At 47.9% G+C, this 15,337-nt stretch carries 14 protein-coding genes; 9 read left to right on the top strand and 5 right to left on the bottom strand.

Features of this window, described 5'->3' with window-relative positions; all coding sequences use genetic code 11:
* Window positions 1–451 precede the first annotated feature (451 nt).
* The 5 genes from GE278_02655 to hcp form a co-directional block, all read right to left on the bottom strand.
* Entirely contained in the window at window positions 452–715 is a 264-nt protein-coding gene (locus tag GE278_02655) for a hypothetical protein (protein ID QLK59754.1), read from the bottom strand.
* Complete coding sequence (locus GE278_02650; GenBank protein QLK59753.1) at window positions 712–1,956, bottom strand: DUF4150 domain-containing protein; 1,245 nt, start codon at window positions 1,954–1,956, stop codon at window positions 712–714. Before GE278_02650 ends, GE278_02655 begins: the two co-directional genes overlap by 4 nt.
* Complete coding sequence (locus GE278_02645; protein QLK59752.1) at window positions 1,949–2,881, bottom strand: DUF2169 domain-containing protein; 933 nt, start codon at window positions 2,879–2,881, stop codon at window positions 1,949–1,951. Before GE278_02645 ends, GE278_02650 begins: the two co-directional genes overlap by 8 nt.
* A 16-nt stretch (window positions 2,882–2,897) precedes the next feature.
* Entirely contained in the window at window positions 2,898–4,886 is a 1,989-nt protein-coding gene (gene tssI, locus GE278_02640) for a type VI secretion system tip protein VgrG (GenBank protein ID QLK59751.1), read from the bottom strand.
* Between the two features lie 75 nt (window positions 4,887–4,961).
* Window positions 4,962–5,480 (bottom strand): type VI secretion system tube protein Hcp, encoded by a 519-nt coding sequence (hcp, locus tag GE278_02635; GenBank protein QLK59750.1) that lies wholly within the window; start codon window positions 5,478–5,480, stop codon window positions 4,962–4,964.
* A gap of 573 nt (window positions 5,481–6,053) precedes the next feature.
* On the opposite strand from hcp, the gene tssB reads away from it, so the two are divergent.
* The 9 genes from tssB to GE278_02590 are packed head-to-tail and all read left to right on the top strand — an operon-like array spanning window position 6,054 to window position 15,322.
* Window positions 6,054–6,551 (top strand): type VI secretion system contractile sheath small subunit, encoded by a 498-nt coding sequence (gene tssB, locus GE278_02630; GenBank protein ID QLK59749.1) that lies wholly within the window; start codon window positions 6,054–6,056, stop codon window positions 6,549–6,551.
* 20 nt (window positions 6,552–6,571) lie between these two features.
* On the top strand, window positions 6,572–8,056 hold the full coding sequence (gene tssC / locus GE278_02625) for a type VI secretion system contractile sheath large subunit (GenBank protein ID QLK59748.1): 1,485 nt from the start codon (window positions 6,572–6,574) through the stop codon (window positions 8,054–8,056).
* 5 nt (window positions 8,057–8,061) lie between these two features.
* A complete protein-coding gene (gene tssE / locus GE278_02620) occupies window positions 8,062–8,490 on the top strand; it encodes a type VI secretion system baseplate subunit TssE (GenBank protein QLK59747.1) in 429 nt (142 codons plus the stop codon).
* A gap of 5 nt (window positions 8,491–8,495) precedes the next feature.
* Window positions 8,496–10,295, top strand: coding sequence for a type VI secretion system baseplate subunit TssF (gene tssF / locus GE278_02615; GenBank protein ID QLK59746.1), 1,800 nt, complete (start codon window positions 8,496–8,498; stop codon window positions 10,293–10,295).
* A gap of 32 nt (window positions 10,296–10,327) precedes the next feature.
* Entirely contained in the window at window positions 10,328–11,326 is a 999-nt protein-coding gene (gene tssG, locus GE278_02610) for a type VI secretion system baseplate subunit TssG (GenBank protein ID QLK59745.1), read from the top strand.
* A 23-nt stretch (window positions 11,327–11,349) separates the two neighbouring features.
* The gene (gene tagH / locus GE278_02605; protein ID QLK59744.1) at window positions 11,350–12,678 is read left to right on the top strand and encodes a type VI secretion system-associated FHA domain protein TagH; all 1,329 of its coding nucleotides are present in this window, start codon (window positions 11,350–11,352) and stop codon (window positions 12,676–12,678) included.
* Window positions 12,675–13,208 (top strand): type VI secretion system lipoprotein TssJ, encoded by a 534-nt coding sequence (tssJ, locus tag GE278_02600; GenBank protein ID QLK59743.1) that lies wholly within the window; start codon window positions 12,675–12,677, stop codon window positions 13,206–13,208. The genes tagH and tssJ overlap by 4 nt, the downstream gene beginning before the upstream one ends.
* A gap of 2 nt (window positions 13,209–13,210) precedes the next feature.
* Complete coding sequence (gene tssK / locus GE278_02595; GenBank protein QLK59742.1) at window positions 13,211–14,554, top strand: type VI secretion system baseplate subunit TssK; 1,344 nt, start codon at window positions 13,211–13,213, stop codon at window positions 14,552–14,554.
* Window positions 14,555–14,557: 3 nt separating this feature from the next.
* The gene (locus GE278_02590) at window positions 14,558–15,322 is read left to right on the top strand and encodes a DotU family type IV/VI secretion system protein (GenBank protein ID QLK59741.1); all 765 of its coding nucleotides are present in this window, start codon (window positions 14,558–14,560) and stop codon (window positions 15,320–15,322) included.
* The last annotated feature ends 15 nt before the right edge of the window (window positions 15,323–15,337 follow it).

The following is a 15,337-nucleotide window of genomic DNA, read 5'->3' as shown; positions in this document are numbered from 1 at the left end:
ATTATTAACGGTATCGTCGATGTAATTGCCATTATCTGAAATCCGGCCGTGGAAATCGTCCCTCAATCCATTATCTTTTTTCAATGCTTCAAGAGCTCGCCCCACTCTCGGCCAGTTAAGTTAACTCCAAATTGATCATCCAATATATTAGCTGTATTTTTTTAAAGTATGCCCCCCAGTTTGTGATAAGCAACCTCCTGAGCCGTTATTAAATTTTCAAGCCCTCTTTTGGTCATTTAGACCATTCCCCATGCTTCGCCTGGATAGCGGGATTCAAGAATTTGAACAGCCCCGTCTTCCAATGTATACGGGATACACGGGGATAGATTTAACTCACATCGTTTACACCATGGATGGGAATAACTATACAAGGCGTCGACTGAGGTTTATCTTCATCTTTATTTCCCGTCTTATATAATAATTGAGTCTCATAAAATTTATCTCTATGATTTTAATTTAAACTCGCCAGTTTAGTTTTAAATAATGAAATCAGATCTGTCCACTCTTTGTAAGTTATCCCTTCAATGTAATAATCCCCTAACCATTTCGGGTGGCAACGTGAAATTAAGCTATTAATTGCTAATTCCCTATCATTACTCTCTGTGTTAGACGATAATATTTTACTGACAAGGTTATCGATCTCATTCGCCTCATCAACATAAGCGGACTGAGTTAATAAAAAACATAATTTTTCACTACATTCTTTTATATTCATAGTCTTTTTGTCGCTCCAGAATATTTCCCACCTGCAGTAACTACCTGCCAGCCGTCACCTGTTTTATCCTCCCCCCATTGAGGCTGAGGTGATACTTTCCCTTCAAGTAAAACTTGATTTCTAGTTAAACTAACTTTTCCTTCATATGTCGCAGAATTACCAGGCGGCAATGCCAGTTTTGAACGTCTTTCAGCAGATGTCAACCCTGCAGAACCTCTGGTAAGATAAACTTGAGAAGCACTCCCGGGAATGTGTTCAGTTATGGTAAAAATGTCACCCTGACGCCCCTTTGAAGCATATATCTGGCCATTAAAGCTATTGATCGTTTCATGTTGTATATTTTTGTTTAACCCTCGACTTTTTAACAATTTCCTCGCCGAATTACGAGATATTGGAATTCTATCGAGAACTTCAACTACCTTAACACCATTTCTTTCTGCCCCCACACTCCCCTTTATTCCAAACTGAACCAATCCTTTAACCAAAAACAGCAATTCCAAGGCTGCTTCGACATCAGCCCCAACCTCCTGTGCTTCGTTATCCAGTTCCAGAAGCCGTTCGTTGGTGTCTGTCTGCTGCAATACTGCTTTGTTCAATTCACTGGCAGCCTCCATGCTGCTAGTATTTATTCCCATCGTATTTATGAACGCCATCTGCTGGTCGGCTTCTATTGTGCCATTCAGCATTCCGGCCTTTCCCAACATATGCCCGAGCATGTACCAGCCGTTTACAAACCCTTTACCCATCCCTTCCCAAATATCCGGCGTCTGTCTGCTGGCTTCCAACTCTGCTTCCGCCTGCTGCAGCTGCGTCTGCCCCACCATTTCCCACAGAGATAGATTGTCAGTAACCGGTATTTCGCCGTTGGCAGGGTTAACTTGGGTGTAAAGCTTACCGACGGTATTGCCATTGTTCATTGCTACCAGCGAATCCTGCCGCGCAACAGGCATTCCTTTGCACTTAATATGCGGCACGCCAGTCATTATTGTGCAGTCGCCACTGTTAAGACTGGTGCCAGAACTGATGCCTTTACCAGCATTGCTTTGCGTTCCGGCGATCACACTTCCCACAGTTAAAATGGGCTTGCCCCGCGCTCTGACATTGGTGACATAGCTTTTAATGTGCGATAAGTCCTGAAAACTGTCGAACGGCACAGGAACATCTCCCACCATGCAGACATCCGGCGCAGTACTGATCACCCTGTACTGTGATTCCTGACTTCCGATATGTTTCTCAGCCATGAGCAACCTCCTGATCCGTTATTAAAATCAGGTTGTCGGGAAGTGAAGCTGACGGCAACGTAAGTCGCCACACCAGAGTCAGTTGTTGCTCATCGGTATAGCAGGTCAGCGTATCTGCCAGTAAGAGCTGCTGTCCCAGCGCCCGACCGCCCTTGTACATTTGCGCCAATACCCGGATCCCCGGTAAGTAACCCGTGAATTTTTCCGTGGACGGAAGCAATCCATTGAGAACAATTTTTTCGTTACCTTTCAGGAAACCAACATACTGTTGCTCGGGTGGCGCGCAGCTCAGGAAAGCAAAATCAAATTCATCGGGATAAAAAGGGCGGGTATGCTTTTTCCAATGTGAATTAAAACCTTTTGCGTAAAGAATTCTCGATGGCCAACTGCGGCAAACCGCACCAGGTGAAAACGATAACTGGGGAGCAGGAAAAACTTGCCCAATATCCTGACCTTCAGGTTGAGGTATTCCGATCGGGTTGATCTCACTGAAAGCGGCCAGTTCAAACTGCAATGGCACACGATCGGTGAGCGCAGGACGGCTCAATTGCCATTTACCCTTTTCATGTTTCCACTCACGTGAACCACTAACCGAAAGAATCCGGTGTAAATCCCCGAGCTGAAATTCAGCCAGCCATTCACGCTTACTTCCTGCGGCACTCCAGGCATGTCCGGAAAAAAGAATCTCTGAGCATTTCTTTTTACAAATAAGGTCTGTCGCCGTCTTCAGACTGCTTAGTTCTGGCGCACCGAACCAGCTATCTGCAAGGACCAACGGACGCTGAACGTCAGAAAGCAGGCAAGCTCCCCGGTCATGTAAAAGATCAAATGTCTGGCTAACCGCTATTACGCTAAAAAGCTCACCGAAATACCCTACCTTTTCGAACTGGAAATGTGGAAACTCAGTATTATTAATAATGTTCATTCATCATTTCCCTGAATTAGTCCATATCAATATCAGCACCCAAAATATTGATTTTATTTTTCCCTGTGATCTGAACACTTGCGCCATTCAACGTAATCGTCCCGTCCTTATTCATTTTCAGCAAGCACGCTCCTACTTTAATGGTCAGACTTTCGGTCACCGTCAGTGTGTAATTTTCACCAATAGTAATGTTCTGAGATTTTGTGACTTTTTCAGTGTCAGCTCCTGCGACTTCACTACTTTGGTTATTACCGATTTTGGTATACCGTTCATTTGTCACTTCCAGATGCTGGTCATTACCCACGGTGGTACTGTGATCGTGCGTAACGTTGAGCGTTTGGTCATTGCCGACCCTAATCTCACGATCGTTCGTCACGGTAGTTTTCTGATCATGCCCGCCCGTCTTCTCTTTACCCACGGTGATTGTCTGCCCTTTCCCCACCGTTTCCGTATGGTCAACCGCCACGTCGGTCGTCCGGTTGTTCAGTACCTTAGTCTGCATATCCTTCTGCGCATGCATCGACAGACGTTCCTGTCCGGTTGCGTCCTCGAACATCAGCTCGTTGTAGCCGCTGCCTTTGTAGGTCTGCGAGCGGATGGCCATTTGGGTTTTGGTCCCCGGAAGACTGCCGGGTGCGCGGTTGCTGGCGTGATAGGTGCGGCCGATGATGATGGGCTGATCGGGGTCACCGTTGAGAAAATCGACAATCACTTCCTGTCCGACCCGTGGGATAGCGATGTTGCCGAAACCGGTGCCCGCCCACGCTTGTGAAACGCGGATCCAGCAGGAGCTGTAGTTGTCGGCTTTGTTATAACGATCCCATGCGAACTTCACCCGTACGCGGCCGTGTTCGTCGCAGAAGATTTCCTCTCCCGGTGGGCCGGTGACGATGGCGATTTGCGGACCGTCGATGCGCGGCTTGGGCTTTGGCACAGGTCGCCAGGTTTGGGTGGAAGGGATGACTTCAAACTCGGTATGCAGCGTGGTGCCCTGACCTTCGTTGCCGATGCGGGCCTGCGGCTGCTCGCCGTGCATTTCAATGGCGACCACCTGCCAGTTGGCGTTCAGGTCTTCGCGCGGATGGCCGGTCAGGGCAAAGCGTACGCCGGGATAAAACTGCGGCGAATTGGTGCTGCCAATCACCACGTCGGCGTTATTGCGCCAGCCTTCCATCTGATATTGGGCAAAATCGGCGCCGTGTTGCTCGTCTTTGAACCGCCCCGGGTAGTCAAAAATGTCGTACACCGTGTGCTGATGCACCATCTTTGTGGCTTTTTCCTGGTACTGCGCCGGCCAGTTCGGCGCGGTAAAGGTGTAGTCCTGCGTGATCACTTTTGAAGGGCGCACCCGCGCGGTGCGGCGGAAGTTGCTGATGCAGTAAGTGGCCGCTTCGGAGGCGGCGTTCGGGTTATACGGGAACGCGCCGATGCTGATCAGAGCGCTACAGTTATCCGCAAAGGTGAGCTTCTGATCGTTGGCCTTGAGGAACTCTTCCTCGTAAAAGAAAATCCCCTCTTCAGCAGCCAGCCGCGAAATAAAATCGTAATCGCTTTCCATAAACTGGACGCAAAACTCCCGCCAGTTATGGCTGGAGCGAAACAGCGTGTCGTGTTTAAGAACGCCCATCTCTCTGAGCAGCGGGTCGAGGATGGCGACGATGTTCAGATTTTGAAAACTGCGGCAGTTTTGTCGCTGGGAGCTGCGCCAGAAATAAGGGCGGATGGTCAGGCGGTACTGCGTCTGGTGTTTGCCGGTGTCTCCCTGCTCGAAAAAGGTCACGATGCCGCGCACCCGCCGTTTTACCTCCTCGCCCTGCCAGATAGTGAGGGTCGCCATTTCGTCTAAAACTTTATCGACGCCGACGGCCGGGTCGCTGCTCACCAGCACTACGTTCAGAGTGAAAAGTTCGGAGTAACATTGGGAAAGATGAAAACTGACGACGGCGAAGGTGTCGCGCGTCGCGGTGCCTGCGGTGAAGGTAAAACGGGTTCCATTGAGTGGCATGATCTCATTCCTTCGATTCACTGGGGATAACGCCCTGCAAACGAGATGCAGGGCGTTGACTTATCACCCGAGGGATCAGGCTTCCAGCGGCGCGCGCCAGTCGTCCGCGCCCGAGGTACCGGCAGAGACGTGTTCCCACTCAATTTTACGGTAAGCCAATGAGACTTCGATCAATTGGGTGAACTCACGTTTTGCAGGGTCCTGACAGTGGGGCATGTGGCAGTTGATATCCACAATGGTTGAGTCAGTCAGACGAGTCGTGAAAAAATGCTCCTGCTTACCTTCAACGGAGGTACGGAACCATTTGAGCTCAGTGACCGGCAACATTTCGCCAGAGGCTAATGCGTTATAAAGCAACGGGACGGCTTTATTCAGCGCCACGGTGAAGATAAACGGTTTGTGTGCTCGCTGACCGGCTGGCTGACCTGATTGCGGGTCGGTCGGAACGGTAACGATGTGCTGAAATTCTTGCACTAACATCTCGTTTTCATGGCCCTGGACATAAATATTTCCCACAGATTCTGCTGAAAAAGCACCTGCAGTGATATTGCCCTGGGTCTGACCATTCATAGAGATATAACATGGGGTAGGCATCGTAAAACTCCTTGTAAATAGAACATACCAGTGGTTATTAAGAATGCCCCTTACCCATCTATTCGTTAACCACTCAGCGCTCGTTATAATGGAAGAAAACAGAAAAAAAGAAATTACACGCAGTTATTTAATTAACTTTTTGGAAAGTATTTTTCCAAAACAACTTTCTGAAAAGGTTAATGTTGACGGGGTGAGGACGGCAGTAAAATAGCACCATTTTTAAAACTTTCAAAATAATAAAATCGTATATCTATCACGCATGAATTTAAATACAACACATGAATGAATCCAACATTTTGCATATTTAAAAACAATCAAAAACAAGAGCTGTAATTAAAATAACCCTTTAAAAACAACACATTAATCAATAAAACACAGGCGTGTGAAAATTTTTTAATTTTTCTGCAATGATTTTTTTAATGAATTCTATATACAAACAAATTTTGATAGTGGTAATTTATCCAGAATCAAACCAAACATTAAAAAATCCACGACCTTGATATAAAGACTGGTTTTTTATCAAACAAACCAATCACATCACTGACAGGCATGTAACATTAAGGATGACCAAACATGAGCAATACCAAAGACGGCAGTGTCGCGCCTAAAGAGAGAATTAATATTCGTTATGTACCCAAAGCGGATGGATTAAGCTCTGAAGTAGAATTACCACTAAATCTTTTGATTGTCGGTGACATGAAAGGCCGCCCGGAAGATATGCCAATTGATGAACGTTCAGCGGTCTCGGTTAATAAAAATAATTTCAACTCAGTGATGGGTGAAACAGGTATCAGCCTGAACTTTAGCGTTGAAAACTCGCTGAGCCCTAAGAAAGGCGAAGATATACAGATCGAACTGGATATCAAAGCAATGGAAGATTTTTCCCCGGACAACATCGTTAAACAAGTGCCTGAATTGAAAAAACTTCTGGAGCTACGCGAAGCGCTGGTCGCTCTCAAAGGGCCAATGGGCAACGTGCCCGCTTTCCGGACTCAATTGCAGGCTCTGCTGGACCAGGAAGAGTCTCGCATGCAGCTCCTTAAAGAGCTCGACATCGTCAACAAAGCGTAATTCAAAAAGGGATTTTTACTATGTCATTACAGGAAGAACTGTCCTCATCCGTTGCTGGAACTGCCGCGCCACAAAAGTCACTTTTGGATGAGATCATGGCGCAAACCCGTATCCAGCCTGAATCCGATGGCTATGATGTCGCCCGTCAGGGTGTGGCTGCATTTGTGGCCAGTATTCTGGAAACCGGCAGCCATGCAGAACCTGTCAACAAGCTTGCCGTTGACCGCATGATTGCTGAACTGGATAAAAAACTCAGCCAGCAGATGAATAACATCCTGCATGCGGAAGCTTTTCAGCATGTAGAGTCATTCTGGCGCTCGATGAAATTGCTGGTAGATCGTACTGATTTTAAAGAAAACATTAAAATCAATATCCTGCATGCAACGAAAGAAGAGCTGCTGGAAGATTTTGAGTTTGCCCCTGAAATTATGCAATCCGGTTTTTACAAACACGTTTACTCCTCCGGATATGGCCAGTTTGGCGGCGAACCGATCGCGTCCATTATCGGCAGCTACGCGTTTAACAACACCGCGCAAGACATGAAACTATTGAATTATGTCAGCGCCGTCGGGGCAATGGCTCATGCGCCATTTCTGACCTCAGTCTCACCTCATTTCTTTGGCCTTAACTCCTTTACGGAGTTGCCAACCATTAAGGATATTTCCTCTATTTTTGAAGGCCCGGCCTACACCAAATGGCGTATGTTGCGTGAAACAGAAGATGCCCGTTATCTCGGTCTGACTGCGCCACGATTCCTGTTACGCCTGCCCTATTCTCCGGTAGAAAATCCGGTGAAGAAATTCAACTATCAGGAAGATGTCAGCAGCCATCACGAAGATTATTTGTGGGGTAACACGGCCTATCTGCTGGCCAGTAGCCTGACCGACAGCTTTGCAAAATACCGCTGGTGTCCGAATATCATTGGCCCACAAAGCGGTGGTGCAGTGAACGATCTGCCGGTGCATATGTTTGAAGCAATGGGTCAAACACAGGCAAAAATCCCGACTGAAATCCTGATCACCGACCGTCGTGAATTTGAACTGGCAGAAGAAGGCTTCATCACGCTGACCATGCGTAAAGGCAGTAATAATGCTGCGTTCTTCTCCGCAAATTCCGTTCAAAAACCACGAAAATTCCCTGGCACACCAGAAGGTAAGGTCGCTGAAACCAACTATAAGCTGGGTACCCAACTACCTTATATGTTCATCATTAACCGCCTGGCTCACTACATAAAAGTCCTGCAACGAGAGCAAATTGGTTCCTGGAAAGTCCGTAACGATCTGGAACGTGAGCTGAACAACTGGATCAAGCAATACATCGCCGATCAGGAAAATCCACCCGCTGACGTTCGCAGCCGTAAACCGCTTCGCGCCGCCAAAATCGATGTGCTGGATGTTGAGGGTGATCCAGGCTGGTATCAGGTCGCAATCTCCGTTCGCCCGCATTTTAAATACATGGGAGCCAACTTCGAACTGTCCTTAGTGGGCAGGCTGGATAAGGAATAATCACGATGATGCCGGGTCGGAAAAGGGATGTCTCTGCCAGTCTGTTTGAACGTATCGGAGGAGAAACGTCAGGTTTTTCTCATTTGGTCCAGATTGAACGTTTACAAAAATCGATTAAACGCAATCTGCGCAACATTCTGAACACCCGGCCTGGTAGCTGTCAGAGCACGTCAGAGTTAGGGGTTATCGACCTTAATGATGCGACAGCAACGTCTGCTGATTTCCGAAAAACGGTTGAAGACGCTATTCAAGAATGCATTGAACATTATGAACCACGGGTAAGAAAAGCAGAAGTTCAGGCGGTCAATAACGACGGATATAACCCGATAGATCTCAACTTTCATATTGTTGCCCATGTGAACTTAAACGGTTTGCAGGAAGTCGTGGAATTCAATATGCAACTCGATAATCACCACCATTATCAGCTGGATTAAGCGCCATGTCATTTGAGGAAAAGTATTTCCGGGAAGAGCTCGATTATTTGCGTCAGTTGGGAAAATTGCTGGCTAAAGAAAAACCTCATCTGGCTCCTTTTTTAGCGGAGAAAGAAGCCGATCCTGACGTTGAGCGCCTGCTGGAAGGTTTTGCATTCTTATCAGGCAATATGCGTTCAAGAATCGAAGACGAATTTCCCGAGCTAACTCACAGCTTGCTAAATATGCTGTGGCCCAATTATCTTCGCCCGACACCCAGCATGACAATCATGGAATACGTCCCTGACCCTAAAACAGTCACGACGGCATTTCGAGTGACAGCCGGGGGACAGGTCATGAGCCCATCGGGAGAGATCACCGGCAGAAAGTTAGACAATGGCTCAGCCGATCCCGTCCCTGCCTGTAAATTCACGCTGGGTCGTGACCTCTGGTTGTTACCGCTCACCCTGGAGAGCTTGTCATCAAGCAGCAGCCATAAACATGGCATGATTGATATCAATTTCCTTACCGGACAGCAAAACATCGGCGCCATAGATTTTAGTAAAATTCGCTTATGGCTGGGCAACGATGATAATTACACCCGCTATCAACTCTATTTGTGGTTTTGCGAATACTTAACTGACGTTGAATTAATCGTTGGCGACAAAATAATACGCCTGCCTGACTTCAGGTTATATCCGGTTGGATTTGAGAAAAAAGATGCCCTGCTGCCGTATCCCAAAAATGTATACAGCGGTTATCGTGTATTGCAAGAGTATCTCTGTTTTCTGGACAGTTTCTTCTTCTTCGACATCATCGGAGTACAAAAACTGCCCGCCGATTTGGTGGCAGACCACTTCACTCTGCGCTTAAACTTCTCGCGCCCGTTGCCACCGGATTTGAAATTACGCAAAGATTCCCTGCGGTTATTTTGCACACCTGCCGTGAACCTGTTCCAGGCACATTCGGAAACTATTGTTTTCGATGAGACTTCTACAGAATATATTCTGGAAGCAAATCACAAACTCATGGAATGCTACGATATTTTTTCCGTAGACCATGTTGAGAGTGGATGGGCACTCAAAAGTGCTGATGGTCGTATTATAGAAACATTTTCTCGAAGTTATGTCTCGTTCGAAAGTTTTCAACATCAGGTTGAATATTCTCAGCAACGTGAGGCCGTATATTACCGTGTCAAAACCCAAAGATCGCACGTTCATCAAGGGTTTGAACATCTTATTTCTTTTATCCATGGTGACGGCGTTTCAAAAAAGCACAATTTCACAGCCGGTATTGAAGAGATCGTTTCTGTCGTTTTAACCTGTACAAACCGGGATCTCCCGGCAACGTTAATGACGGGCGATATTAATCTGGCCGATGGAAAAGATCCGGCCATTAGTTCATTCAGTAATGTCACCAGACCAACTTTACCCCTCTACCCTGTTCTTGATGGCAGTTTACACTGGTCTCTGCTCTCTAACATGAGCCTTAATTATCTATCATTATTGGATATCGAAACATTAAAGCAGGTTTTACGCACCTACGATTTACCCGGAATTCATCACCCTCAGGCAGCCCGTTTATCTCAGCAAAAGCTGGATGCCATTGAACAAATCGAAACGCATCCCGTCGACCGCTTATTTAAAGGTGTACCGGTCCGCGGCCTTTCTTCAACGATTTCTATTCGTCAGGCACCTTTTGTTTGCGAGGGCGATTTATATTTACTGGGCACGGTGCTTTCTCATTTCTTTTCACTCTATGCCAGCGTGAATAGCTTCCACATTTTAAAAGTGGTCAATTTAGATAATCAGGAGTGCTACGAATAGCCGGAAAGAATAGGTCAGCACGCGCTGATTTAATGACAAATATTCCGTTCAGCGATGTACGTCGTTATAACTTCTATGCGCTGGTGGAGGCCATTTATAAGCATACGGGAGCCTACGAGCATATTTCTCTGCAGACTGAGCCTCATGAGGAAGTATTACGTTTTGAAGCAGATGCCAGCATTGCTTTCCCGTTAAGTGATGTTCAGGCACTTGAGATCAATAAATCCCACCAGTTCATCATGACGATTGCTTTCACAGGGCTGAACGGCAGCCAGTCACCTTTGCCGGGCTATTACCTGGATAAACTCGCCTGGGAGGTGGCACAGGGTGAACGGAAACTAACTGATTTTCTCGACCTGTTTTCGCATCGCTGGACACAGTTTATTTATCACACGTGGCGGAAATATCGCTATTACGTTTGTTTTCGCAATGGCGGAACGGATGAGTTTTCACAGCGGATGTATTCGCTGGTCGGGTTAGGTAGCCAGAGTATACGTGGTCGCATGGCGATCAATCACAGCAAAATGCTGGCCTATGCCGGTGCACTGGCCAACCCGGGCCGCTCACCAGAGGTTATTTGCAGCCTGGTTTCGCACTGCTTTGATCTTGATGAAGTCACTCTTCATGGCTGGCAACTGCGGCAAATGATTATCGCCCGCAGTCAGCAAAACCGTCTGGGTGGAAAAGGTCTGAGCGGCTGCAAAATCATTGAAAAATCCGTTCTGGGTCAGAATTTTTCGATAGGCAGTAAAGTACCCGATCGCGGCGGTAAGTTTCTGTTGTGCATTGATAACTTATCCCGTGAGCGTTTCCTTTCATTCCTGCCAAATGGCGATAACTTCCTGCCGTTTACGCTTTTCGTCGCTTTTATTTTGCGTGATCAGTTCGCCTGGGACCTGCGGTTGGGGATCGCGCCTAATCAGGTCGGCGGTATGACCCTGGGCAATGAGCAAAACTCTCTGCTGGGATGGACCAGTTTTATCGGGCAACCCGGCCAGCATCCTCACGTGACAATCGCCGTGAGATCGTAATCAGAACAAAAATGGAGCGCAGTATGGCAAAGGATAAGCAACAACAGCCATCACTCTCATTACAGATTTTAAATGGTAATGAACTGGAAAGTGGCCGGGCGGCAAAATGCCTGTTCACTGCTGAGGGCGGTGATATTGGTCACGCACAAACGTGTTTTTGGTCCGTCCAGGACAGACAACAGGGTATTGAAGAGAAAAGCTGTTCTGTCAGCTGGCAAGACGGGACCTTTTGTCTGCAAAGTTACAGCCGAAACCTGCAGATCAATCAGGCGTCGGTTTCCCTCAATTCAGGGCCAATTCGCCTGAGTCAGGGCGACGAAATCCACATTGGCTCGCTTCGCATCAAAGCCCAGTTTTATCTCGATGAAGCCATCGATTATGACCTGCAGAATGCCACGCCGGAAACGATCGTCATGAACCGGGACAAGCTCACTGAGACCCTGTTAACGACTGAAGGGCAGCCCACCTATCAGGGACATCAAACCTACCGTGAAACCGCACCGACGCTGGTGAATAGCTTTTCTCAAGACCCGCTGGCGGCTTTGCAAAGAGAAAGTCTGACGACTCTGCACGCGGAGTTTTCTGCCTTTGATGAGCCCTCCCATTTACAGTATTCCCATCGTGTCTCGCCGATTGCTCCTGACTCCGATATCGCCCCCAAGAGTGGGATAGATAATAATTTTATGGACCTGCCCACTATTCATACTCATCGCGATTACGCCGAAGAAGACCTTTTTAATTCGAAAGAAAAGGACCTGACCTATCAGCATGTGGCGATGACCCCGCTTATACGCGGATTGGGCCATGCGGTTCCGTTGCACAATTCACAGGATGCGGATGATTTTCTTGAGGAAATCGGGCGAACTTTACAGGCGGCTGTTAAAGGCTTACTGGATCTGCAATGCCAACAAAACAGCCTTTCTGATAAGCACCTTCGTCCGCTGGAAGACAATCCACTGCGTCTGAATCTGAATTACGAAACCGCACTAAGCGTTCTGTTTGCCGATCAAAAAAGCCCGGTGCATCTTTCCGCGCCTGCCGCCGTTTCAGAAAGTCTGCGCAATATGAAGCTGCACAATCAGGCCAATCAGATTGCCATCGTCGAGGCATTAAGAATGATGCTTGATGCCTTTTCTCCCGCCCAGCTGATGAACCGCTTTTCACAATACCGCCGTAGTCATGAGCAACGTCAGGAAATGGATGAAGCATGGGCGTGGCGTATGTATTGCAACTACTACGAAGAATTGGCCTCCTGCCGCCAGCAGGGTTTTGAGAAGCTTTTCAACGAAGTTTACGACCAGGTTTATGACCGGGTACTACGCCAGTCAAACCGGGAGTCGGATGCATCATGAAATGGCGTTTTATCCTGTCATTATCACTGGTATGTCTGATGACCGTGTCTCTGAGCGGATGCGAAACCGTGAAGAAAATTGGCAAAGTGATCGCCAATCCGGACATTAAAGTCGGTGAAAACGCGACCCAGCCCTCAGAGATAACGGTCACGCTTTTAACTGAACCGGACATCAACCCTAACGACAGCGGTGAGGCTTCACCGGTGAGTTTCCAGCTTATTTATATGAGTGAGGACTCGAAGCTCCGCGAGGCTGACTTCGACCAGATTACGACCCAAAAGCTGGATGAGGCTCTGGGTAAAAACTATATCGACCATCAGGACTTCAATTTACTACCCGACACAATGAAAACATTACCGCTCACGAAATTAGAGCCCACCACGCGCTATGTCGGCGTGGTGGCCTATTTTTCCGACGATCAGGTAACCGAATGGAAAGCAATCGAGCGTGTTACAGACATAGGCCATCACTACCACCTGCTGGTACATGTTCGCGACAACCGTATCGAATTAAAAAAAGAGGATGAATGATCGTGGCAACCATGAAAAATAAAGTGATCTGGCAGGAAGGGCTGTTTGTGAGACCTCAGCATTTTCAACAGCTTCAGCGCTATAACGACTATGTGATTCACAATCGCCTGTCAGCTATCAGTAATATTCTGTGGGGCTTTACCGAACTCGATATTGATGAGACACAGCTGCAACACGGCAAAATTAGCATTAATAAAGCCGTCGGGTGCCTGTCGGACGGTACGGTGTTCAGCGTGCCAGATCAGGATGTCGTTCCAGCCCCCTTACTGGTGGATAACTCAAACTCGGCGAATGGCCGGGATATTTTTCTGGCTCTGCCAATTATCAGCGACGTTATCAATGAAGTTGAAGGGATGCACAGCGCGGGTCAGAGCTCAGGTCGTTACAGAATAAACTTCAGCGACGTGCGCGATCTGCATACCAATGAAGGCGACGCCACGCAGTTAGGTTTGGGTCAACTGCTCCCCCGTCTGATGAATGGCTCAGAAGATTTGAGTTCATGGGTCGCAATTCCAGTTTGCCGCATTAAAAACCGATACCCTGATGGAAGACTGGATCTGGATCCTGATTTTATTCCTGGCTGCCAGACCGTCCGCGCCAGCGCGACATTGAGAAGATATCAGGATGAAATCACTTCCGCCCTGGCGAGCCGATGTGCAGAGCTGGCCATGCGTATCGGCTCGCCTTCTCAGCAAGGGATTGCGGATGTGGCTGAGTTTATGATGTTGCAAATGTTCAACCGCAACCAGATTAAATTTGCTCACCGGACAACGCTGTCCCACCTTCACCCGGAAGATTTCTACCGGGACCTGATTGAATTCTACGGTGAGCTGGTAACGTTTACCGACGAATCACGATTGCCAGAAAAACTTGCCCTCTATCAGCACGAGAACCTGACGGACACTTTCGGTCTGGCAATGCAGCGCCTGCGAAAAGCGCTGGGTACCCTGATTGCTCCACGCGCGGTGAATCTGCCGTTTAGTCATACGGATGGGATTTATGTTGCCCTTATCAATGAAGTTTCCCTACTCCAATCAGCCACCTTTGTGCTGGCAGTCAAATCCTTGCTCCCGCACGAAATTCTTCAGCGCCAGTTCGTTCAGCAATCGAAAATCAGCTCTGTAGAAAAAATTCGCAACGTAGTCAGTGTTCAGGTTCCGGGCGTGCCTTTGGTCGTGCTGCATACCGCACCTCGCCAGCTCCCCTATCACGCCAACTATGTCTATTTCTCACTGGATAAGGGCGCGCCGGGCTGGGCAGAAATCATCAAGCAAAACAGCCTTGCGATGCACGTCTCAGGTTCCTTCCCGGAGCTGGATCTGCAGCTTTGGGCAATAAGAGGATAAAGCATGAGCGATATGCAATCCGTGACGCCGCTGATGCCGGATGAAACCCGTGATGATGTGCATCGCCAGTACCGACTGACCTTGCGCGGCAACAGCCTGAATAACATGACCGATGCTGCGACGCCATTGCTGGGCATGGTGCTACGGCTGAAAAGCATGAGCAATCGCGGCTTGCCGGAGCACCTGTTTGGTCAGGTAGTCACGGACATCCGCGCCATCGAACAATTGCTACAGAACCACGGTTATGAACCGGGCACCATCATTTCGTTTCGTTACATACTTTGTACGTTCATCGACGAAACGGCGCTGGGACAGGGCTGGTCTACACAGAATGAGTGGATAAAACAGTCGTTACTGGTGCATTTCCACAATGAAACATGGGAGGGTGAGAAGGTCTTTATTTTGCTTGAAAGGCTGATGGGGGAACCCAAACGTTATCAGGACCTTCTGGAGTTTTTATATCTGTGTTTTTCGCTCGGCTTTCGTGGACGCTACAAAGTCAGCACTCAAAACAATGATGAATTTGAACAGATTTTCCGCCGTCTTCACCACGTTTTGCATCAGCTACGTGGGGACAGCGCGTTCCCGCTGCTGCATCAGAATAAGAAAGGTGAACAGGGTTTTTACCATTTAGCTCAAAGGCTGGGTATCAAACATCTGCTGACAGGAGGCATCGCGATTCTTGTCGTTGTCTACCTGTTCTATTTATTGCGCCTTAATGCCCAGACTCAGGACATTTTGCTTCAACTGAATAATTTACTGAGATAAGAAAAAGGATATTTC

Source organism: Enterobacteriaceae bacterium Kacie_13 (genome assembly GCA_013457415.1).
GTDB lineage: Bacteria > Pseudomonadota > Gammaproteobacteria > Enterobacterales > Enterobacteriaceae > Rahnella.
The sequence above is the reverse complement of the archived record's forward strand: the minus strand, read 5'-3'. Positions and strand labels throughout refer to the sequence as shown.

Coding starts and splice junctions, on each gene's coding strand:
- GE278_02655 (QLK59754.1), bottom strand. CDS start 715: ATGAATATAAAAGAATGTAGTGAAAAATTATGTTTTTTATTAACTCAG.
- GE278_02650 (QLK59753.1), bottom strand. CDS start 1,956: ATGGCTGAGAAACATATCGGAAGTCAGGAATCACAGTACAGGGTGATC.
- GE278_02645 (QLK59752.1), bottom strand. CDS start 2,881: ATGAACATTATTAATAATACTGAGTTTCCACATTTCCAGTTCGAAAAG.
- tssI (QLK59751.1), bottom strand. CDS start 4,886: ATGCCACTCAATGGAACCCGTTTTACCTTCACCGCAGGCACCGCGACG.
- hcp (QLK59750.1), bottom strand. CDS start 5,480: ATGCCTACCCCATGTTATATCTCTATGAATGGTCAGACCCAGGGCAAT.
- tssB (QLK59749.1), top strand. CDS start 6,054: ATGAGCAATACCAAAGACGGCAGTGTCGCGCCTAAAGAGAGAATTAAT.
- tssC (QLK59748.1), top strand. CDS start 6,572: ATGTCATTACAGGAAGAACTGTCCTCATCCGTTGCTGGAACTGCCGCG.
- tssE (QLK59747.1), top strand. CDS start 8,062: ATGATGCCGGGTCGGAAAAGGGATGTCTCTGCCAGTCTGTTTGAACGT.
- tssF (QLK59746.1), top strand. CDS start 8,496: ATGTCATTTGAGGAAAAGTATTTCCGGGAAGAGCTCGATTATTTGCGT.
- tssG (QLK59745.1), top strand. CDS start 10,328: ATGACAAATATTCCGTTCAGCGATGTACGTCGTTATAACTTCTATGCG.
- tagH (QLK59744.1), top strand. CDS start 11,350: ATGGCAAAGGATAAGCAACAACAGCCATCACTCTCATTACAGATTTTA.
- tssJ (QLK59743.1), top strand. CDS start 12,675: ATGAAATGGCGTTTTATCCTGTCATTATCACTGGTATGTCTGATGACC.
- GE278_02590 (QLK59741.1), top strand. CDS start 14,558: ATGAGCGATATGCAATCCGTGACGCCGCTGATGCCGGATGAAACCCGT.